Source organism: Streptomyces guryensis (assembly GCF_021261325.1).
Lineage (GTDB): Bacteria > Actinomycetota > Actinomycetes > Streptomycetales > Streptomycetaceae > Streptomyces > Streptomyces guryensis.
Genome location: NZ_JAJSBI010000016.1, coordinates 139,635 through 159,553, shown reverse-complemented (window position 1 = coordinate 159,553; position 19,919 = coordinate 139,635). Strand labels below are relative to the sequence as shown.

The window sequence follows — 19,919 nt, the reverse complement described above, 5'->3', positions numbered from 1 at the left end:
AACTCCCGTGACCAGACTCAGCGTTGAGATGCTGGCAGCGGACGCACCCGCGCCGATCACCTCGGCCGGCCACGCTCAGCTGGGCCTCGCCGTACTGGCGGGCATCGCCGTCATCGTCCTGCTCATCACCCAGTTCAAGCTGCATGCCTTCCTGTCCCTGACCATCGGCTCGCTGGCGCTCGGCGCGATCGCCGGGGCGCCCCTCGACAAGGTGATCACCAGCTTCACCACCGGGCTCGGCACCACGGTCGCCGGTGTGGGCGTGTTGATAGCGCTCGGCGCGATCCTCGGCAGGATGCTCGCCGACTCCGGAGGGGCCGACCAGATCGTCGACACGATCCTCGCGAAGGCGGGCGGCCGTGCGATGCCGTGGGCGATGGTGCTGATCGCCTCGGTGATCGGGCTGCCGCTGTTCTTCGAGGTCGGTGTCGTGCTGCTGATCCCGGTCGTGCTGATGGTCGCCAAGCGCGGCAACTACTCCCTGATGCGCATCGGCATCCCGGCCCTCGCGGGCCTCTCCGTGATGCACGGTCTGGTCCCGCCGCACCCCGGCCCGCTCGTCGCGATCGACGCGGTGAAGGCCAACCTCGGCGTGACCCTGGCCCTCGGCGTTCTCGTCGCCATCCCGACGGTGATCATCGCCGGCCCGCTGTTCTCGCGGTACGCGGCCCGCTGGGTGGACGTCCCGGCACCCGACCGGATGCTCCCGCAGCGCGCCTCGGAGGAACTGGAGAAGCGCCCCGGCTTCGGCGCCACCCTGGCCACGATCCTTCTCCCGGTCGTCCTGATGCTCTCCAAGGCACTGGTCGACATAGTGATCGACGACCCCACGAACCTCACCCAGCGCGTCTTCGACGTCGTCGGCTCCCCGCTGATCGCCCTGCTCGCCGCCGTGCTCGTCGGCATCTTCACGTTGCTGCGGCCCGCCGGGTTCGGCAGGGAGCGGCTCACGCCGCTGGTCGAGAAGGGCCTCGCGCCCATCGCCGGCATCCTGCTGATCGTCGGCGCGGGTGGCGGCTTCAAGCAGACGCTGATCGACACCGGTGTGGGCCAGATGATCCTGGACATCTCCAAGGACTGGTCGATCCCGGCACTGCTGCTGGCCTGGCTGATCGCGGTGGGCATCCGGCTGGCGACCGGTTCGGCGACGGTGGCGACGGTCTCGGCGGCCGGCCTGGTGGCCCCGCTCGCGGCCGACATGTCGACCACGCACACGGCCCTGCTGGTCCTGGCCATCGGCGCCGGCTCGCTCTTCTTCAGCCATGTCAACGACGCCGGATTCTGGCTGGTCAAGGAGTACTTCGGCCTGAGCGTGGGCCAGACCATCAAGACCTGGTCCGTCATGGAGACGATCATCTCGGTGGTCGCTGGCGGTCTGGTCCTCCTCCTCTCACTGGTCATCTAGGGGTACGGGAATGAGTCACCCGCTCTTCGACATCAGCGGCCGCACGGCCCTGGTCACCGGCTCCAGCCGCGGCATCGGGCTGGCCCTGGCCCGGGGCCTCGCGGAGGCCGGCTGCACGGTGGTCCTCAACGGCCGCGACGCGGACCGCCTCACCCAGGCGGCCGCGGAGCTGCCCGGCGACGTCCACACGGCGGTGTTCGACGTGACCGACGGCCCGTCGGTGGCCGCCGGAACAGCGGATGTCGAGGAGCGGGTCGGCCCGCTGGACATCCTGGTCAACAACGCGGGGATGCAACTGCGCGCCCCGCTCCTGGAGTTCACGGACTCGGACTGGCACCGCATCGTGAACACCAACCTCACCAGCGCGTTCCTGGTCGGCCGCGAGGCGGCCCGGCACATGACGGAACGCGGCCACGGCAAGATCGTGAACATCTGCTCGCTGCAGAGCGAGGTGGTCCGCCCCGGCATCGCGCCCTACGCGGCCACCAAGGGCGCCCTGAAGATGCTCACCAAGGGCATGTGCGCCGACTGGGGCCCGTACGGCGTGCAGGTCAACGGCCTCGGCCCCGGCTACATCGAGACGGAACTGACCCAGCCCCTCGTCGAGGACGAGGAGTTCAGCGCCTGGGTGCGCCGCCGCACCCCGGCCGGCCGCTGGGGCCGTACGGAGGACCTGGTGGGCGGGCTGCTGTTCCTCGCCTCACCCGCCGCGGACTTCGTCAGCGGGCAGGTGCTGTACGTCGACGGCGGAATGACGAGCGTGCTGTGAGAGGGGCTGCGGAGATGCTCGGTTGTGTGATCCACGGCCAGGACGACCTGCGGGTCGAGGAGCTGCCGGTCCCCGCGCCCGGCCCCGGGCAGGCGCTGGTCGCCGTCCACTACGGCGGCGTCTGCGGCTCCGACCTGCACTACTGGGGGCATGGCGGGGTCGGCGACTTCCGTCTGAAGGAACCGATGCTGCTGGGGCACGAGGTGGTCGGGACGGTCATCGCGTACGGCTCCCCGGACGCGTCGGGTCCGGCCGTGGGCACGGCGGTCGCGGTGCACCCCGCCGCGCCCTGCGACGCATGTCCGGAGTGCGTGGAGGGCCGCCGCAACGTCTGCCGGGACACCCGCTACCTCGGCAGCGCGGCCCGCTTCCCGCACGTACAGGGCGGCTTCGCGGCCCAAGTCGTCGTACCTGCCGAGCAGTTGAGGCAGCTGCCGAAAGGTCTCGACCTGCGCCGGGCAGCCCTCGCCGAGCCTCTGTCCGTCGCCCTGCACGCGGTCCGCCGGGCCGGAGACGTGCGCGGCAGGCACGTCCTGGTCACCGGCGCCGGTCCCATCGGGTGTCTCGTGGTCGCGGCGGCGAAGGCGGCCGGCGCCGCACACCTGACGGTGACCGACCTCCTCCCCGCGGCCCTGGAGTACGCGCGTGCCGCGGGCGCCGACACCCTCGTACGGGCCGACGACCCGGAGGATGCCGGCCGGCCGGCCGAGGTGGACGTGGCCGTCGAGGCGTCCGGGGTGGCCGCGGCCCTCGACACCTGTCTGCGTCTGGTGCGGCGCGGCGGCGTCGTCGTGCAGCTCGGGATGCTGCCGCCGGGTCCGAGTGCGTTCGCCGGGAACCTGGTCGTGAGCCGGGAGATCGAGCTGCGGGGGTCGTTCCGCTTCGACACGGAGTTCGACCAGGCGCTGGAACTGCTCGCCGCCGAGCCCGCCTTCGACGGGCTGGTCAGCGCGGTGGTCCCGGTCCGGGAGGCGGAGTCGGCCTTCGCGCTGGCGGCGGACCGGAGCCGTTCCTGCAAGGTGCTGCTGGACTTCCGTTCCTGAATTTTCCCCAAGGATCAGCCCAAGGCGGCTTCCCCGGCGCCGGGGCCGGCCCGATGATGAGGGGATCCCTGGACACGGCCTCCAGGGGCGCTGGGGGTCGGGGGCATCATGGCGGTTTCCCTCGGGATGCGTATCTCGGGACTGCTCGTGGTCGGAGCGGTGGCGGTGGCCGTCACGGCCTTCAGCGGTGACGGAAGGGGCACGCCGGACAGCGGGGGCGGGCGCAGCTCGATCGTGACCACCGGGCCGTCGGACGGCGTCGCCCCCGGATCCCCCACGCCCCGGCAGTCACCTGCCGGGGTGGCGAGCGGCACCGCACTGCCGAGCGGCCCGCACAACAGGCCTACCGCCACTGCATCGCCGAGCGGCGCCTCCCCGAGCAACAGGCCCCTCCTCAGTCCCGCTTGGCTCCCGCCGGGCCCCACCTCGCCCGACGCGGACTCCGTCCCCGACCCGTCGAGCGTCTACGACCACCTCCGCGACCCTGGACAGTGCCCAGCCGCCCTCAAGCTGATCCCCACGGTCTCCCCGGATCCGGAGTGGCGACTGCTGCACGCCCTCGCGACGGCCTGTCTGGCCGTGCAGGGCAGGGGCGGCAGCTGGGCCGAGACGGCCGAGGAGTACGCCGCTCTGGCAGACAAGGCAGATACCTGCAAAGGGCGTGCCGCCGGCACCGTGCTCGGCGCGCTGCTGGACTTCCACCGCCAGCACCCCCACGCCATCGTGCAGTTGAAGCCCTCCTCGGGCGGCCCGCCCGCCTGCGCCTACAGGATCGCGGGCGTGGACACGGGCGGCGACGGCCAGGCCCAGCCCGGCGACACGGTCACCATCGACCTGCGGGACACCTTCTTCGACCACACCGAACTGCTCCGGTCCGGGAGCGTGTTCATCGGGGGCCGGCAGACCGCCGGGCCACCTGTACTACGGTCACAGACGGGCGACACGCTGATGCTGACCGCCGTGGTGCCGCCCCTCAACGGGCTCAGCAATTCGCTGTGCGGTACGGCAGCGCCCCAAAGGGGTGCGGGGAACTGCGCGACCAGCCACGACGGCGCCGCAGACGTGGTCGTCCGCTACGGAAACACCGAGGCACGGCTCAAAGACGCCTTCACGGTGGTGGCACCCGCCGCGCCCCCCTCGCCCTCGCCGGAGGCACCCTCAGGGACGCCACAGGGGATGCTCCCGCTCGGCCCACTCCCGACTCACCCTCCCGGTCCGTAGCCCGTTGCGGGCCTCCGGATCCCCGATCGCCATTCCGATGTGCCCGGCGAGCACGATCCCGATCGTCAGCGCCAGCCAGTCGTGGACGAACGTCGCGCTGGTGCGCCACATCAGCGGTGTGAGATGGGTGAACCACATGATCAGCCCGGTGCCGAGCATCACCAGCGTGGCCCCGGCGATCCACGCCGCGTAGATCTTCTGCCCGGCGTTGAACTTCGCCGCCGGACGCGAGGAGCGCCGCTTGTCACGGCGCAGAGCCGCCCGCAGCCAGATCCTGTCATGCGGGCCGAAGCGGTTCAGGTGCCCCAGGTCGGCGCGGAACCAACGGGAGACCAAGCCCACCAGAAGAGGTACGGGCAGGGCCAGCCCCGCGCACTCGTGGACGCGGACCACCAGCTCGCGGCGGCCGACCAGTTCGGCGAACTGCGGGATGTAGAGGAAGGCCGCGGTCACCACGCACACACCCATCAGCGCGGCGGTCGTGCGGTGCACCCAGCGCTGGGCGGGGCCGAACCGACGGACCTCGGAGACCGGCGGCGTGTGCGCCTCAGTTCGTAGGGTCATCGTCCCGCCCGTTCGAGTGGCCGACCCAGGCGTCGACGTCGTAGCCGCGGTCCTCCCAGTAGCCAGGCTTCACGTCCTCGGTGACGGTGATGCCGGAGAGCCACTTGGCGGACTTGTAGAAGTACATGGGTGCCACATAGAGACGGACCGGGCCGCCGTGGTCGTGGCCGATGTTCTTGTCCTGCATGCGCAGCGCGACCAGGACGTCGGCGCGGCGGGCCTGGTCGAGGGTGAGGCTCTCGGTGTACGTGCCGTCGAAGCAGGTGAAGCGGACCGCCCCGGCCGTGGAGCGCACTCCCGCGGCGTCCAGCAGCCGGGACAGCCGCACCCCCTCGAAGGGCGTGCCCGGGACCCGCCAGCCGGTGACGCACTGGACGTCCTTGACCAGCCGGGTCTGCGGCAGGGCACGCAGGTCGTCGAGCGTGTAGGTCTTCGGGCGGTCGACGAGGCCGTCGACGGTGAGGCGGTAGTTCGTGGCGTTCTTGTGCGGCACCGAGGAGGCGACCGAGTAGTAGCGGAAGCCGCCGCCGTTGGGGAGCAGGCCGGTCAGGCCGGTGGGGTCCTTGCCGGCCGCCGCGCCGAGGAAGCCCTCCAGGGCGCGTTGCAGCGCGGGCGCGGTGACCACGCCGAGGGCGCCCAGACCGATGGTGCCGAGCAGGACGCGGCGGCCGACCGGAGTGCCACGATCCGACGGTGGCTGCGGCTTGCCCGGCCCCTCGGGTTGTTCGGAGTTCACGTATCCATTCGAACACCCGCGACCCCGGCTGGACCAGGAATCGCGGGTGCTCGTCAGGGTTCCGTAAGCACTTCTTACGCCCTTCTCAGAAACCGTCGGTGATCCGTCGGCCCTACGACGCCTCCTGTGCCGCCTTGTCCAGCTGGAACGCCTCGTTGCCGAGCCCGATGCGGGCGTGCGCCTCGGGCGAGCGGGAGCGCAGCAGCAGGCCCTGGACCAGGCCGACGACCAGGGCGAGGCCGATGATGCCGGGCAGCGCCCAGCTCAGGGCGGAGTCCGGGCCGGCGCCGACCAGGACGTCGAAGTCCTTGACCGTGTAGCCGGCGATCACGAGCAGGGCGACGGCCGCAAGGGCGGAGGTGACCAGGCGCCAGGCCTGGGCGCCCGCCGCGCCGCGCCGGGCGAAGAAGACGATCACCGACACGGAGGCCGCCGCCATCAGCAGGATCACGCCGAGCGCGCCGATGTTGCCGAGCCAGGTGAACAGCCGCAGGACGGGTGCGGTCGGATCGCCGGCCGGCTTGTCGTCGGCGGCCGCGAAGGCGATCACGACGACCGCGGACACGACGCTCTGCAGCAGGGAGCCGGTGCCGGGCGCGCCGCTCGTGCCCGTCGTACGGCCGAAGGTGCGCGGCAGCAGTCCCTCGCGGCCCATGGCGAAGGCGTACCGGGCGACGACGTTGTGGAAGCTGAGCAGGGCCGCGAACATGCCGGTCACGAACAGGACGTGCAGGACGTCGGTGAAGGTGGAGCCGAGCCGGGACTCGGTGAGGGAGAACAGCAGCCCTGCGCTCTGCTTCTGTGCGGCGCCGACGATCGCGGAGGGGCCGGTGGCGACGGTGTACGCCCAGGAGCTGACCGCGAAGAAGACGGTGACGAAGCCGACCGCGAGGAGCATCACGCGCGGGACGAGGACGTGCGGGCGGCTGGTCTCCTCCGCGTACACCGGTGCCTGCTCGAATCCGGTGAAGGCGGCGATGCAGAAGCAGAGCGCGGTGCCGACCCCGGCGCCGGTGAGGGTGTCCGGGTTGAAGGCGTGCAGCGACAGACCCTGCTTGGCCGGGTCGGCGATGGAGGCGATGTCGAAGATGACGACGAGGATCACCTCGACGACCAGCAGAACGCCCAGCACGCGCGCGTTGACGTCGATCTTCAGCCAGCCCAGCAGGCCGACGACCGCCACGGCGGCCAGCGCCGGTATCCACCACGCCACCTGGACGTCGGCGTAGGTGGCGAACAGGTTGGAGACCTCGAAGCCGAAGATGCCGTAGATCCCGACCTGGAGCGCGCTGTAGGCGGCGAGGGCCACGAGGGCGGCGCTCGCTCCGGCGGTGCCGCCGAGGCCGCGGGAGATGTACGCGTAGAAGGCGCCCGCGTTGTGGACGTGCCGGCTCATCTCGGCGTAGCCGACGCTGAACAGGACCAGCACCACGCCGAGGACGACGAAGAGCAGCGGCTGACCGACGATGCCCATCACCGCGAATGTGGTGGGCATGACACCCGCGACCACCATGAGCGGGGCGGTCGCGGCGAGCACGGAGAGCAGCAGGCCCCCCGCGCCCAGGCGGTCGGCGCGCAGGGCGCGCTCCTGGCCCAGATAGGTGCTGATGCCGCCCGCGGCGGCTCTGCTCGCGTTGGAACTGCCCGTGGTCATCGGGGGACCGTCCTTCTGTCGGGGTCGAGTGTCACGCCGTGCCGAGCGCGGTGGCGCGCGCGGCGCGGAAGGCGGAGTGCGGATCGCGGGCCGGGTACGACCAGGGGGCGGGGGTGGCGTGCTCGCCGATGCGGTGGAACAGCGCGGCGGCCTCGGCGCCCCGGCCCTCGCAGACCTTGGCGTGGGCGAGGAAGTTGAGGTCGACCAGTCGGCGCGGGTGGCCCTCGTGCTCCCACTCCAGCCACCAGTCGAAGGCCGCCTTCATCACCTGCCGGGCCCGGCGTCCGCTCCAGTGGCCCGAGGCGGCCGGATCGGCGGGCTCGTGTCCGGCGGCGGCCAGTACGCGGTAGCGCTCGGCGTGGGCGACGACCGGCAGGATGGCGAGGGGGGAGTCGGCCGGGGCGTGCAGGGCGGACAGGTTGGCGAAGTCGTAGACCTCGTGCAGCGGGTCCGGACCGGCGTCGGCGTGCCGCTCGGCGAGGCGGGCGACCATCAGATGGTGGGCGTGGTGGTGATCGGCGTACCGGCCCCGGACCTCGGCGAAGAGCCGCTCGACGCTCCCCGCCGGGCCCGGTTCGCGCTCCAGCATGAGCAGGCCGAGCCACGGGGTGGGATCGGCGGGGGCGAGGGCGGCGGCATCCCGGCACGCCTCGCGGGCACGGTCCGGTTTCTCCTTGCCGCGTGAGGCGCGCTGGACCTGCGCGAGCGCCAGCAGCACGGCGGCGTCGGCGGAGTCGGGCTCCGCGAGCAACCAGTCCCGGGCCCAGGCGGCACTGTAGGGCTCCTGAGCGAGCACGGTGATCCGGTGCCCGCGGCGGTCCCAGTCGTCCCCCGTCCGAACGAGCAGCGACCGCGCGGCCTGCCATCGCCCCTGCGCCAACGCGGCCCGGGCGCCGACGAGTTCGGCATCGTCCAGCGCCGCGTCCAGGGCCTGGGCGGCACGCCTGCGGCCCCGGCCGAGGGGTGGTGGGGGTGGGGACACCGCCGGATCTTCCTCACGCGTCGCGGCTCGACGTCTGGTATCGGCTTGGGTCTGGGACTGATCGGGCGCGGTATCGGTTCGCCGCCGACTGGTCACGCACAGCAAACCCGCAGCCAATGCTTTGCGTCAAGGGCGGGACGGCCGTTACTCGCGTCAACTCCCGTTACGGAAGGGGAATTTGTGACACTCGGCCCACGGGTTCCGGTGCATCAGGCACATGTGTGTGGCGCACGCCATGGCGCAGCAGATCCCCGCACCCCACCATGGCGGGACGGCCGGGCCACCGCTCCTGATCGTCGGGGCGACGTGACCGGGTCGACGGCCCGGATCCGGGCACTCCCAGGGGCAAGCCGGGCTCTGGGACGCTACAGTCACCCACTACGCACCCCGAAGCCCGGCCTATCTGACTCGAGGTACGCAGCGTGTCCGTTCTGGTTCTGATACTCGCCGTGAGCGCTGCCTGCTGCCTGGGCTTCGGATTCGTGCTCCAGCAGAACGCGGCACAGCGGGCACCCCTCGGCGACTTCCTCTCACCGCGTCTGCTCCTCGACCTGATGCAGGTGCCGCGCTGGCTGGGCGGCATCGCGCTGATGGTGGCCGGCATGGCCCTCGGTGCGATCGCCCTGAGCCAGGGCGAGATCTCCCTGGTCGAACCGCTCCTCGCCACCAACCTCCTGTTCGCCCTGGCCCTCTCCCGCAAGCAGACCAGACAGCCACTGGGCCGCCAGGGCTGGACCGGCCTCGCCCTGCTCGCGGGCGGTGTCACGGCCTTCATCGTCGCGGGCGAGCCGCGCGGCGGCACCGCGGTCACCGACCCCTTCCGGCACTGGCTGATCATCGGCGCCATGGTGGGCCTCGCCCTCCTCCTGACCACGTATGCGAAGCGCTCCCGCCTGAGCGCCGCCCCTGTCCTCCTCGCCCTCGCCGCGGGCCTCCTCTACGGCGTCCAGGACGCCCTCACCCGGGTCAGCGGCCAGCGCTTCACCGAGGGCGGACTCACCGAACTGTTCACCACCTGGCAGCCGTACGGCGTGGCGGCCCTCGGCGTCGCCGGCCTGATCCTGGTCCAGAGCGCCTTCGAGACCGCGCCCCTGCGGATGTCCCTGCCCGCCCTCACCGCCGCCCAGCCGCTGGCCGGCATCCTGTGCGGAGTGGGCTTCCTGGGCGACCGGCTGCGCACCGACCCCGGCGCCCTCGCCTGGGAGGCGGCGGGCCTCGCCGCGATCGTCGGAGGAATCGTCCTCCTCGGCCTGCACCCCTGCATGCCGAGCGGCACGGCCGAGCCGGAGCGGGTACGGGCCCTGCAGCGCAGCTGACGCCGTCCTGCTTGGATGGCGGCATGACGACCCCCGCAGACGAAATCCTCGACATCGTCGACGAGAACGACCAGGTCATCGGCCAGTCCCCGCGCGGCGAGGCCTACGCCAAGGGCCTGCGCCACCGCTGCGTCTTCATCCAGGCCCGGGACGCCGCCGGCCGCCTGTTCGTCCACCGTCGCACCCCCACCAAGCTGGTCTTCCCCTCCCTCTACGACATGTGGGTCGGCGGAGTGGTCGGCGCGGGCGAGTCCTACGACGACGCCGCACTGCGCGAGGCCGAGGAGGAACTCGGCGTCTCCGGCCTCCCGAGCCCGCGCTTCCTCTTCAAGTTCCTGTACGACGACGGCGCCGGCCGGACCTGGTGGTCCGCGGTGTACGAGGTCCGCTGCGAGCTGCCGGTCGCCCCCCAGACCGAGGAGGTGGCCTGGCACGACTTCCTGCCGGAGGCGGAGGTGGAGCGACGACTGGACGAGTGGGAGTGGGTACCGGACGGGCTGGCCGCGTTTGAGCGGATGAGGAAGCACAGGGGCGCATGACGAGCACCGGTCCGCCTGTTTCAGCCGTCCGGCGTTTGAGGACGGGCCGTTCAGGCCGAAAGCGGCGGCCTGGGGGCGCGGCCCCCAGCAGACGACGCAGACCGTAGCTGGATAAAGTCGTAAGCGTGATCGAATTCGCACGGAACGTCCGGCTCTGGTTCACCCCCGCACAGATCCGAGAAGAGGGCGGAACGCCGGACTACCGCTTCTCGCTGGCGAACGAACGCACCTTCCTGGCCTGGCTGCGCACCGCCCTCGCCCTGATCGGCGGCGGCTTCGCGGTGGACCAGTTCCTGCCGGACCTGCGCTGGGCCTGGCGCGCGGGACTCGCGCTCGCACTGCTCGGCGCGGGCGTGCTGTGCTCCCTGCGCGCGGTCAACCACTGGATGCGCTGCGAACGGGCCATGCGCCGCGGCGAGGACCTGCCGGTCTCGCGGTTCCCCGCGCTGCTGAGCATCGTCGTCGCGGTCGTGGCCGTGGCGATGGTCGTCGTCGTCCTCGCCGGGTGGGAGGGATGAACGCCGACGCGGGCCAGGAGCGCGACCCCGGCCTTCAGCCGGAGCGGACCCGGCTCGCCTGGCGGCGTACGACGCTGGCGAGCACCGTGGTCGCCGTCCTCGCCGCGAAGACCGCGCTGCACGGCAGTGTCTCCGCGGCCGGGATCATCGCATGCGCCCTGTGCTGCGCCCTCTGGCTGGGCTTCCTCCTCGTCGCCCACCGCCGCATAGGCGCCCTGGCGTCCTCCGACAGCCCCCCGGCACTCACCCCGCGGCACGCCACGGCGGCGGTCCTGTGCACGGTGGCCCTGGCGGCGTGCGGGGCAGCGCTGGTCCTCTGACCAGGGACTTCACCCCTCAGCGGCTCCGCCCTCCGGCACACGCGGACGCCACGCAAGCCGAATGGTCCGATATGCACCGTTCGCATGGCACCCTGTCCGACGTCATCAGCCGCATTTCCCGAAGGTGAGCCCCCATGACCACCCTTCACCTGGAACACGCTTCTCACGCCCACATCCACGGCCCCGCCTGCGGTCACACGCAGGTGCCGCACGGGGATCACGTCGACTACGCGCACGACGGGCATCTGCACCGTGAGCACGGCGGCCACTGGGACGAGTGCGAGCCGGACGGACACGCGCCCCACGAGGGCCACGACCACCGGCACGGCGAGGGCTGCGGACACGAGAGCGTCCTGCACGGCGACCACGTCGACTACCTGCACGACGGCCATCGGCACGCCCCGCACGACGGCCACTGGGACGACCACTGAAACCGGCCGGAACAAGCCGGAACCGCCCGGCCGACGGCTCCCCGCGCTACTGCGCGGGGAGCCGTCGGCCTATCGTGGCTCAGATCACGTTCGCCGCACGGACTGGACGACATACCGACCGGTCGGCATCATGGTCGGGAACCCTTCTCGCGCCCGCAAAGGAGCACCGATGAGCCCCGACCACCCGCCAGGTCTCGATCTCGACCGGCTGCGCGGCCTGCTCGACCAGGAGCGGCCCGGCCTGGTGCACGGCCCCCTGACCGGCCGGCTGATCGAGGGCGGACGGTCGAACCTCACGTACGCCGTCTCGGACGGTACCTCGAAGTGGGTCGTGCGCCGGCCCCCGCTCGGCCATGTCCTGGCCACCGCGCACGACATGAAGCGCGAGCACCGGGTGATCAGCGCACTGCACCCGACGAACGTGCCCGTGCCGCGCCCCGTGCTCCTCTGCGAGGACGAAGAGGTGCTGGGGTCGCCGTTCTACGTCATGGAGTTCGTGGAGGGCACGCCGTACCGCACGGCCGACCAGCTCGCCCCGCTCGGCCCGGAGCGTACCCGGGGCGCCGTGCTGTCCCTGGTGGACACCCTGGTCGAGCTGCACGCGGTGGACCCCACCGAGGTGGGCCTGGCGGACTTCGGCCGCCCCGAGGGCTTCCTGGACCGGCAGCTGCGGCGCTGGGGCAAGCAGCTGGACGCCTCCCGCAACCGCGACCTGGCCGGCATCGACGAGCTGCACGCGTCGCTGGGCCGGCAGCTGCCCGCCTCCCCCGCACCGGCCGTCGTCCACGGCGACTACCGGCTCGACAACGTCCTCATCGGCGAGGACGACCGCATCAAGGCGATCCTCGACTGGGAGATGTCCACGCTCGGCGACCCGCTCACCGACCTCGGCCTTCTGGTGATGTACAGCATGCCGCTGGGCATGCCCGACTCCCCGGTCTCCACGACCGCCGAGGCCCCCGGCCATCCCTCCCCCGCCGAGCTGATCGAGCGCTATGCCGCCCGCTCGGGGCGCGACGTCTCGTCCGTCTCCTGGTACACGGCGTTCGCCTGGTTCAAGCTCGCCGTGATCCTGGAGGGCATCCACTACCGCTACACGCTGGGCCAGACGGTCGGCCGTGGCTTCGACCGCATCGGTGACCTGGTGCCCGTGTTCATCGAGCACGGCCTGACCACTCTTCAGGAAGGCTGACAGACCATGGACTTCGCGTTCGACGCGCGCACCGAGGAACTGCGCGCCAAGCTGCTCGCCTTCATGGACGAGTACGTCTACCCGGCCGAGGCGGTGGCGGAGGAGCAGCGGGCCGCGCTGGCCTCCCCCTGGGACACCCCGGCCGTGGTCGAGGAGCTCAAGGCGGAGGCGCGCAGGCAGGGCCTGTGGAACCTCTTCCTGCCGGACTCCGAGCACGGCGCCGGACTGACCAACCTCCAGTACGCGCCGCTGGCCGAGATCACCGGCCGCAGCCCGCAGTTGGCACCCACCGCCACGAACTGCGCGGCGCCCGACACCGGCAACATGGAGGTGCTCGCGCAGTTCGGCGACGAGCAGCAGAAGAAGCAGTGGCTGGAGCCGCTGCTGGCGGGCGAGATCCGCTCGGCGTTCGCGATGACCGAGCCGGAGGTGGCCTCCTCCGACGCCACCAACATCACCACGCACATCGAGCGAGCCACCGACGGCACAGCCGAGTACGTCATCACCGGCCGCAAGTGGTACATCTCCGGGGCGATGAACCCGGACTGCAAGATCTTCATCGTGATGGGCAAGACGGACCCGGACGGCGCGGACATCCGCCGTCAGCAGTCCATGGTCCTGGTCCCCCGCGACACCCCGGGCGTCACCGTCAAGCGGGCGATGCAGGTCTTCGGCTACGAGGACCACTACCACGGCGGCCACGCCGAGGTGATCTTCGACCACGCGCGCGTGCCGGTGACCAATCTGATCGGTGAGGAGGGCGGCGGGTTCGCCATCGCCCAGGCCCGCCTCGGTCCGGGCCGTATCCACCACTGCATGCGGCTGATCGGCATGGCGGAGCGGGCGATCGAGCTGATGTGCCGCCGGGCGGTGTCCCGTACGGCCTTCGGCAAGGCGCTGGCCCAGCAGGGCGTGGTGCACAACTGGATCGCCGACGCGCGGGTGACCGTCGAGCAGCTGCGGCTGCTGGTGCTGAAGACGGCCTGGCTGATGGACACGGTCGGCAACCGGGGCGCCCACGCGGAGATCCAGGCCATCAAGATCGCCACGCCCCGCGCGGTCGTCGACATCATCGACCGGGCGATCCAGCTGCACGGCGCGGGCGGAGTCAGCCAGGACTTCCCGCTGGCCGAGCTGTACGCCGGGGCCCGGACGCTGATGATCGCGGACGGCCCGGACGAGGTGCACCAGCGGTCGCTGGCGCGACGGGAGCTGAAGAAGTACCTGTGACACCACGTGGGAAAGGGGCGGTCGCCATCGCGACCGCCCCTTACCCATGCCCTCGTACGTCAGCGCTTCAGGGACGCAGCGCCCGCAGCAGCAGGTCCGCCAGATGGTCGGCGACCTCCTGGGGACCCATCGGCCCGTCCGGGCGGTACCAGGTCGACAGGTGGTGCACGGAGCCGAAGTGGTAGTCCACCACCAGGTCGGCCGGGGTCGCCTTGGAGAAGACCCCTGCCTCCTGGCCCTCCTCCACCAGCGCACGGAAGCGCTCGTGGTAGCGCCGGCGCTCGGCCCGCACCTGCTTGTTCTTCTCGGGGCTCAGATGGTGCATGGAGCGGAAGAAGATCATCGCGTCGTCGAGGTTCTCGATCGTCGTGACGACGACGTCGGCCGCGGCACCGCGCAGCCGCTTCTCGATCGGCTCGTCCGCGTCCGCGAACGCGTCCAGGCGCTCCTGCTGGACGCGCAGCACGCGCGCGTACACCTCGTGCAGGAGGTCGTCCTTGGAGCCGAAGTAGTGGTACAGCGCCCCCTTGGTGACCCCGGCCGCCTCGACGATCTCCTGTACCGAGGTGCGGTCGTAGCCCTGCTCGGCGAAGAGCCGGGTGGCGGCGGCCAGCAGCCGCTGCGGGACGGGAGTACCGTCACCGTCCGTCGTTCTGGGCACTGTGCCGCCACCTGCCTTCCAAGCTCTCTGCCTGTATCGATGCGCTGTTATTCGCTGTCCTGCGGCCGGGAACGAAGCTCCCGACGGAGGATCTTCCCACTCGCCGTCTTCGGCAAGTCGGGCAGGATCTCCACCTGCCGCGGGTACTTGTAGGCGGCCAGTCTCTCCTTGCAGTACATCGCGAGTTCACCCGGGTCCGTGTCGGCGCCCGGACGCAGGCTGATGTACGCCTTGACGGTCTCACCGCGATACCCGTCGGGCACCCCGACGACGGCCGCCTCGCGGACCGCGGGATGCGTGTACAGGACGTCCTCGACCTCGCGCGGCCACACCTTGAAACCGGACGCGTTGATCATGTCCTTCTTGCGGTCGACGACGTACAGCCACCCCTGCTCGTCCATGAAACCGATGTCGCCGGTGCGCAGTTCACCGTCCGGGAAGGTCTCGGCGGTCGCGTCCGGGCGCCGCCAGTAGCCGGGCACGACCTGCGGCCCGCGGACGACGATCTCGCCCTGCTCGCCGAAGGGCACCTCCTGGCCCTGTTCGTCGAGGATGCGCACGACGGTGTCGGGGCCCGGCAGGCCCACGGCCAGCGTGCCGGAGGCAGGATCGACGGGTGCCTCCAGGCCTGGCGGCACGGAGGCGCAGGGCGCGGTGCACTCGGTCAGTCCGTAGCCGTTGCGGATGTACGGGCCGAAGCCCGCCCGGAACTTCTCCACCAGGGCGGGCGGCACGGGCGCACCGCCGCTGGAGATGTTCACGAACGACGAGAAGTGGTCGCGGGTGGCGTCCGGGTGGGCGCCCAGCGCCATGAAGGCGGTCGACGGGCCGACCGTGTAGTGCGGCCGGTGCTCGGCGAGCGCCTCCAGCACGACTCCCGCCTCGAAGCGGTACGTCAGCACGAGCGTGCCCGCGCTGTTGAGACAGGCGCCGAGCTGGCACACCATCCCGGTGATGTGGAACAGCGGCGCCAGCGCGTAGTACACGGGTGCGTCCGGCAGGGCGAGCCCCGTCCGCTGCCGCTCCGCGTTGTACATGATGTTGCCGTGCGTGTTGGTGGCGCCCTTGGGGGTGCCGCTGGTGCCCGAGGTGTAGCTGATCAGCGCGATGTCGGACGGCGTGAGCCGGCGGCCCTCGGGCGCCTCGTACCCGGCGCGGGCCACGGTCGTCAGGTCGGCGGCGTCCGCGGCCTGCGGCAGCCGGTCGAAGCCCAGCACCCGCGCGTCGCCCCGCGTCTGGAAGTCCAGCTCGCAGGCGGTCAGCACGATCTGCACGGGCGAGTCCTCGGCCGTCTTCCGCAGATACGACTCCCAGGCCCGGTCGGAGCAGATCAGTGCCGTGACCTCGCCGTCCCGCAGGACGTGCCCGACCTCCCCCGACTTGTACATGGGGTTGACGGGCACGACGATCGCCCCCGCCTTCCAGGCGCCCAGCAGCGCCAGCACGAAGAGCGGGGAGTTCTGCAGCAGGATCGCCACCCGGTCGCCGCGCTCCAGGCCGCGGGCGGCCAGATGCCCGGCGACCGAGTCGCTCAGCTCGTCGGCCTCGCGGTAGCTCAGCCGCCCGTCGAAGTAGGCGAGGAAGGCACGGTCCGGGGCCGCGGCGACGGACCGGCGCAGCGCGTGCACCAGGGAGTCGGCGGGCTCTATGGGGCCGCCCTGGGCGTCGTTCAGCAGGGCCACCCAGGGCCGGGCTGCGTAACGGGAGTCGGTCACCGTGCGTCCTCCCACTTCTGCTGGAGGTGGTTCATGTTCCTCAGCCAGTGGTCGGGGTGGGTGGCCCTGGCCTGGTAGTACCCGGCGACCTCGGGGTGCGGAAGCACCAGGAACCGGTCCTCCTCGATCCCCTTGAACAGGGCGTCCGCGACGTCCGCCGGTTCGATCGCGGTCGGCTGCAGCACCAGGTCGCCGGCTTTGCCGGTGGCGGCCAGCATGTCGGTCCGGACGCCCTGCGGACAGATGGCGTGCACCTTGAGACCGCGGTGCCGGTAGGTGAGCGAGAGCCACTCGGCGAAGGCGTACGCGCCGTGCTTGGTGACGCTGTAGGAGGGCGCGCCGATCATGGTCAGCAGCCCGGCGGCGGAGACGGTGGACACGAACCGGCCGCTGCCCCGCTCCAGCCACTCGGGAAGCAGCTCATGAGCGGCCCGGACATGAGCCATCAGGTTGACGTCCCAGGAGACGGCCCAGGCCCGCTCGTCGAGCGGCTGCCCCGGCCCCGCGTCCTCGAAGGCCACACCCGCGTTCGCGCAGTAGACGTCGATGGTCCCCCCGAGCGCGTCCCGGGCGTCGGCGACGATCCCGGAGGCGTCGCCGGGCACGGCGACACCACCGATCTCGTCAGCGACCGCCTTGGCCCGCTCACCGTCCAGGTCGTTGACGACGACCCGGGCCCCTTCGGCGGCGAACCGACGGGCAAGTGCGGCCCCGATCCCACCTCCGGCCCCCGTGACAACCACACCAGCACCCTGAACGGCTTCCACCATCGGTCTCCTTCGACTGCGGCTCTGCTGTCCGCCAGACTAACCGGTCGGTATGTAACACGAAAGGGCCGACTGCAAGGCTTTTAGGGGCGCGGGGCTGTATCGATTTGCGGCTCGCGGCTCCGCCGCGTGGGCGCGACAAGCCCCCACGAACCCGCACCTTCCCCACAACCTGCGGTAGCAATACCGTGCACCCCATGCGCCTATCCAGACGAGCACTCCTCGCAGCGACAACGGCAGCAACGACCCTCTCCGCAGCGCCGCAGGCCACCGCGGCCACCCCTCGCGAACAACTGCGCACCGGCTTCGAACGCCTCTCCGCCGAAGGCTACGCACTCCTCGACGGCCAACGAGTCGGAATCGTCACCAACCCCACGGGCGTGACCCGAGACGTCCACCACATGGTCGACGTCATGCACGCGGACACCCGCGTGAACCTGGTCGCCGTCTTCGGCCCCGAACACGGCTTCCGCGGCACCGCACAGGCAGGCGGCTCCGAAGGCCGCTACGACGATCCCGCCACCGGCCTCCCCGTCTACGACACGTATCTCAAGAGCGGCCGGCCCCTCGCGGACATCTTCACGGCGTCCGGTGTCGACACCGTCGTCTTCGACATCCAGGACGTCGGCGCCCGCTTCTACACGTACATCTGGACGCTGTACGACTGCATGGAGGCCGCCCGGCTCGCCGGCAAGCGCTTCGCCGTCCTCGACCGGCCGAACCCGGTGACCGGCCGCGCGGCCCAGGGCCCGGTGCTGCACAAGGAGTTCGCGACATTCGTCGGCCGGCAGCCGATCTCCCAGGCGCACGGCATGACGGTCGCCGAGCTGGCGCGGCTGTTCAACGGGGAGTTCCTGGAAGCCCCGGTGCCGTTGGAGACCGTGACGATGACGGGGTGGAGGCGCTCGGAGTTCTACGACGCCTGGTCGCTGCCCTGGGTGCCGCCGAGCCCGAACATGCCGACGCCCGACACGGCACTCGTGTACTCGGGGACGTGCCTGTTCGAGGGCACCAACCTGTCGGAGGGCCGCGGCACGACCCGCCCGTTCGAGCTGCTCGGCGGGGAGGGCATCGACGGGAGGTGGGCGGCCGCGGCGAACGAACTCGGCCTGCCGGGTGTCCACTTCAGGGAGGCGTACTTCGCCCCGGCCTTCTCCAAGTTCCAGGGCAGGACCGTCGGCGGCGTGCAGATCCACGTGCACGACCGCGCCGCGTACGACCCCGTGCGTACCGGGATCGCCCTGCTGGTGACCGCCAAGAAGGCGTGGGGCGGCTTCAGCTGGCGGTCGGACGACTGGATCGACAAGCTCACGGGCTCCACTCGCGTGCGTACCGCGATCGACGCGGGCGCGCGCACCGACGAGGTGGTGGCGGACTGGCAGGAGGAGCTGGCCGCGTTCCGGCGGATTCGAAAGGAATACCTCCTCTACAAGTGAGTCGGGACGTATGGCCATCTCCGGCCGGTAGCAGGACGATGCGCCCACATCGCACTGCTACGGGGGACGAGGGGGCCTGTCATGGCACAGCCGGCAATGAGCGTGACTCCTTACTGGGAGCTGACCTTCGACGCGGACGGGGACGTCGACGGGCGGGAGCGGGACCGGCTGCTCGCCGAGGTCACGGAACGCGGAGTCCATGACCTGATCGTCTTCGCGCACGGCTGGAACAACGACCGCTCGGGGGCGACCGAGCTCTACAACCGGTTCTTCGCACCGATCCCGACGCTCGCGGCGCAGGCGAGGATCGGGTACGTGGGCGTGATCTGGCCGTCCATGCGGTTCTGCGACGAGCCGATCCCCGACTTCCCCAAGTCCGTGGTGGCCATGGAGGCGGAGGCGACCCCGGCGCCGGCACTGGACAAGGACACCCGGCACGCCCTGCTGGAGACGTTCCCCGGGCGGGCCACGGTGATCGACCAGATCGCACGGATGCTGGACCAGCGGCCCGAGAACGAGCTGGAGGAGTTCGGGCGGCTGGTCCGGGTGCTGGTGGAGCTCGTACCGGGCGGGCCGCAGCCGCTGTTCGCGGCGGACACCCTCGCGGAGGGTGTCCCGCAGAGCGAGCCGGTGCTGTTCACCGGGGACACGGCGACGCTCTGCGACGAGTTCGCGCAGGCACTGGCGGGCGTCCGGTCCGATGGCGACACGGAGGGCTTCTCGCTGCCGAACCCGTGGGACGGGGCGAAGGAGCTGCTGCGGCAGGCGACGTACTACGCGATGAAGCGGCGCGCGGGCACCGTCGGCGAGCGCGGGCTCGGCCCGGTCGTCGGACAGCTCGCCGCCTCCGCCCCCGGCGTGCGCGTGCACCTCGTCGGGCACAGCTTCGGCGGCCGGCTGGTGTCGTTCGCGCTGCGCGGGCTGCCCGAGGGCGTGCGCACGGTGAAGTCGGTGACGCTGCTCCAAGGTGCCTTCTCGCACTACGCGTTCGCGGCCCGGCTGCCGTACGACGCGCATGCGGGGGGTGTGCTGCAGGGCCAGCAGAACCGTGTCGACGGCCCTCTGCTGTGCTGCTACTCGCACTTCGACTCGGCGCTCGGCACGATCTACCCGCTGGCCTCGCGCATGGCGGACGACGCACAGGGCGTCGTCGAGGGATTCGGCCTCGGGGACATGCTGGGCGTCAAGTGGGGTGCCATGGGGCACGACGGTGTGCAGGCGGTGCCGGGCACGCGCGCGTACACGCTCGCGGACGCCCTCACGAGCACCCTGCCGGCCTCGGGCTGCGTCAACATCGACGCCGCGTCCGTGGTCAGGAACGGCGGGCCGCCCGCCGGTGCACACAGTGACATCGTGCACCGGGAGCTGGCCCAGGTGGTGCTGGCGGCGGGCCGCATCCGCTGACCCGCCGCCGCTGGTC

At 71.4% G+C, this 19,919-nt stretch carries 20 protein-coding genes; 13 read left to right on the top strand and 7 right to left on the bottom strand.

What is annotated here, in order from left to right:
• Positions 1-7: 7 nt before the first annotated feature.
• The 4 genes from LJ657_RS28985 to LJ657_RS28970 all read left to right on the top strand — a co-directional run bounded on the left by LJ657_RS28985 (position 8) and on the right by LJ657_RS28970 (position 4,438).
• Entirely contained in the window at positions 8-1,405 is a 1,398-nt protein-coding gene (locus tag LJ657_RS28985; RefSeq protein ID WP_232651780.1) for a GntP family permease, read from the top strand.
• A gap of 10 nt (positions 1,406-1,415) precedes the next feature.
• Entirely contained in the window at positions 1,416-2,174 is a 759-nt protein-coding gene (locus LJ657_RS28980) for an SDR family oxidoreductase (protein WP_232651779.1), read from the top strand.
• 14 nt (positions 2,175-2,188) lie between these two features.
• Positions 2,189-3,217: an L-idonate 5-dehydrogenase gene (locus LJ657_RS28975; RefSeq protein ID WP_232651778.1), complete on the top strand. Its 1,029-nt coding sequence runs from the start codon at positions 2,189-2,191 to the stop codon at positions 3,215-3,217.
• 108 nt (positions 3,218-3,325) lie between these two features.
• A complete protein-coding gene (locus tag LJ657_RS28970) occupies positions 3,326-4,438 on the top strand; it encodes a hypothetical protein (protein WP_232651777.1) in 1,113 nt (370 codons plus the stop codon).
• Here LJ657_RS28970 and LJ657_RS28965 read toward each other — a convergent pair.
• The 4 genes from LJ657_RS28965 to LJ657_RS28950 form a co-directional block, all read right to left on the bottom strand.
• A complete protein-coding gene (locus LJ657_RS28965; RefSeq protein WP_232651776.1) occupies positions 4,376-5,002 on the bottom strand; it encodes a cytochrome b/b6 domain-containing protein in 627 nt (208 codons plus the stop codon). The genes LJ657_RS28970 and LJ657_RS28965 overlap by 63 nt on opposite strands.
• The gene (locus LJ657_RS28960; protein WP_232651775.1) at positions 4,986-5,738 is read right to left on the bottom strand and encodes a molybdopterin-dependent oxidoreductase; all 753 of its coding nucleotides are present in this window, start codon (positions 5,736-5,738) and stop codon (positions 4,986-4,988) included. The genes LJ657_RS28965 and LJ657_RS28960 overlap by 17 nt, the downstream gene beginning before the upstream one ends.
• A gap of 112 nt (positions 5,739-5,850) precedes the next feature.
• Positions 5,851-7,392 (bottom strand): APC family permease, encoded by a 1,542-nt coding sequence (locus tag LJ657_RS28955; RefSeq protein WP_232651774.1) that lies wholly within the window; start codon positions 7,390-7,392, stop codon positions 5,851-5,853.
• Positions 7,393-7,423: 31 nt separating this feature from the next.
• Positions 7,424-8,374, bottom strand: coding sequence for a hypothetical protein (locus tag LJ657_RS28950; protein WP_232651773.1), 951 nt, complete (start codon positions 8,372-8,374; stop codon positions 7,424-7,426).
• A gap of 422 nt (positions 8,375-8,796) precedes the next feature.
• Between LJ657_RS28950 and LJ657_RS28945 the strand changes: the two genes are divergently transcribed.
• The 7 genes from LJ657_RS28945 (at position 8,797) to LJ657_RS28915 (ending at position 13,920) form a co-directional block, all read left to right on the top strand.
• Positions 8,797-9,690 (top strand): DMT family transporter, encoded by an 894-nt coding sequence (locus LJ657_RS28945; RefSeq protein ID WP_232651772.1) that lies wholly within the window; start codon positions 8,797-8,799, stop codon positions 9,688-9,690.
• A gap of 23 nt (positions 9,691-9,713) precedes the next feature.
• Entirely contained in the window at positions 9,714-10,229 is a 516-nt protein-coding gene (locus LJ657_RS28940) for an NUDIX hydrolase (RefSeq protein WP_232651771.1), read from the top strand.
• Positions 10,230-10,354: 125 nt separating this feature from the next.
• Positions 10,355-10,747 carry a YidH family protein gene (locus LJ657_RS28935; protein WP_232651770.1) on the top strand — a complete coding sequence of 131 codons (393 nt, stop codon included), beginning with the start codon at positions 10,355-10,357 and terminating at the stop codon, positions 10,745-10,747.
• Entirely contained in the window at positions 10,744-11,067 is a 324-nt protein-coding gene (locus tag LJ657_RS28930; RefSeq protein WP_232651769.1) for a DUF202 domain-containing protein, read from the top strand. Before LJ657_RS28935 ends, LJ657_RS28930 begins: the two co-directional genes overlap by 4 nt.
• Positions 11,068-11,201: 134 nt before the next feature.
• Positions 11,202-11,498 (top strand): hypothetical protein, encoded by a 297-nt coding sequence (locus LJ657_RS28925; RefSeq protein WP_232651768.1) that lies wholly within the window; start codon positions 11,202-11,204, stop codon positions 11,496-11,498.
• A gap of 169 nt (positions 11,499-11,667) precedes the next feature.
• Positions 11,668-12,690, top strand: a complete 1,023-nt coding sequence (locus LJ657_RS28920; protein WP_232651767.1) for a phosphotransferase family protein — start codon at positions 11,668-11,670, stop codon at positions 12,688-12,690.
• 6 nt (positions 12,691-12,696) lie between these two features.
• Positions 12,697-13,920: an acyl-CoA dehydrogenase family protein gene (locus LJ657_RS28915; protein ID WP_232651766.1), complete on the top strand. Its 1,224-nt coding sequence runs from the start codon at positions 12,697-12,699 to the stop codon at positions 13,918-13,920.
• A gap of 67 nt (positions 13,921-13,987) precedes the next feature.
• Here the strand turns inward: LJ657_RS28915 and LJ657_RS28910 are convergent, their stop codons facing one another.
• From LJ657_RS28910 to LJ657_RS28900, 3 genes are read right to left on the bottom strand one after another with little or no spacing between them, the layout of a single operon-like run.
• Positions 13,988-14,581 (bottom strand): TetR/AcrR family transcriptional regulator, encoded by a 594-nt coding sequence (locus LJ657_RS28910; protein ID WP_232651765.1) that lies wholly within the window; start codon positions 14,579-14,581, stop codon positions 13,988-13,990.
• Between the two features lie 47 nt (positions 14,582-14,628).
• Positions 14,629-16,296 carry a class I adenylate-forming enzyme family protein gene (locus tag LJ657_RS28905; protein ID WP_232651764.1) on the bottom strand — a complete coding sequence of 556 codons (1,668 nt, stop codon included), beginning with the start codon at positions 16,294-16,296 and terminating at the stop codon, positions 14,629-14,631.
• Complete coding sequence (locus LJ657_RS28900) at positions 16,293-17,066, bottom strand: SDR family oxidoreductase (RefSeq protein WP_232651763.1); 774 nt, start codon at positions 17,064-17,066, stop codon at positions 16,293-16,295. Before LJ657_RS28900 ends, LJ657_RS28905 begins: the two co-directional genes overlap by 4 nt.
• A gap of 194 nt (positions 17,067-17,260) precedes the next feature.
• Between LJ657_RS28900 and LJ657_RS28895 the strand changes: the two genes are divergently transcribed.
• Both LJ657_RS28895 and LJ657_RS28890 read left to right on the top strand, forming a co-directional pair.
• A complete protein-coding gene (locus tag LJ657_RS28895; protein WP_232651762.1) occupies positions 17,261-18,499 on the top strand; it encodes an exo-beta-N-acetylmuramidase NamZ family protein in 1,239 nt (412 codons plus the stop codon).
• A gap of 81 nt (positions 18,500-18,580) precedes the next feature.
• Positions 18,581-19,903 (top strand): serine-threonine protein kinase, encoded by a 1,323-nt coding sequence (locus LJ657_RS28890; protein ID WP_232651761.1) that lies wholly within the window; start codon positions 18,581-18,583, stop codon positions 19,901-19,903.
• Positions 19,904-19,919: the final 16 nt, after the last annotated feature.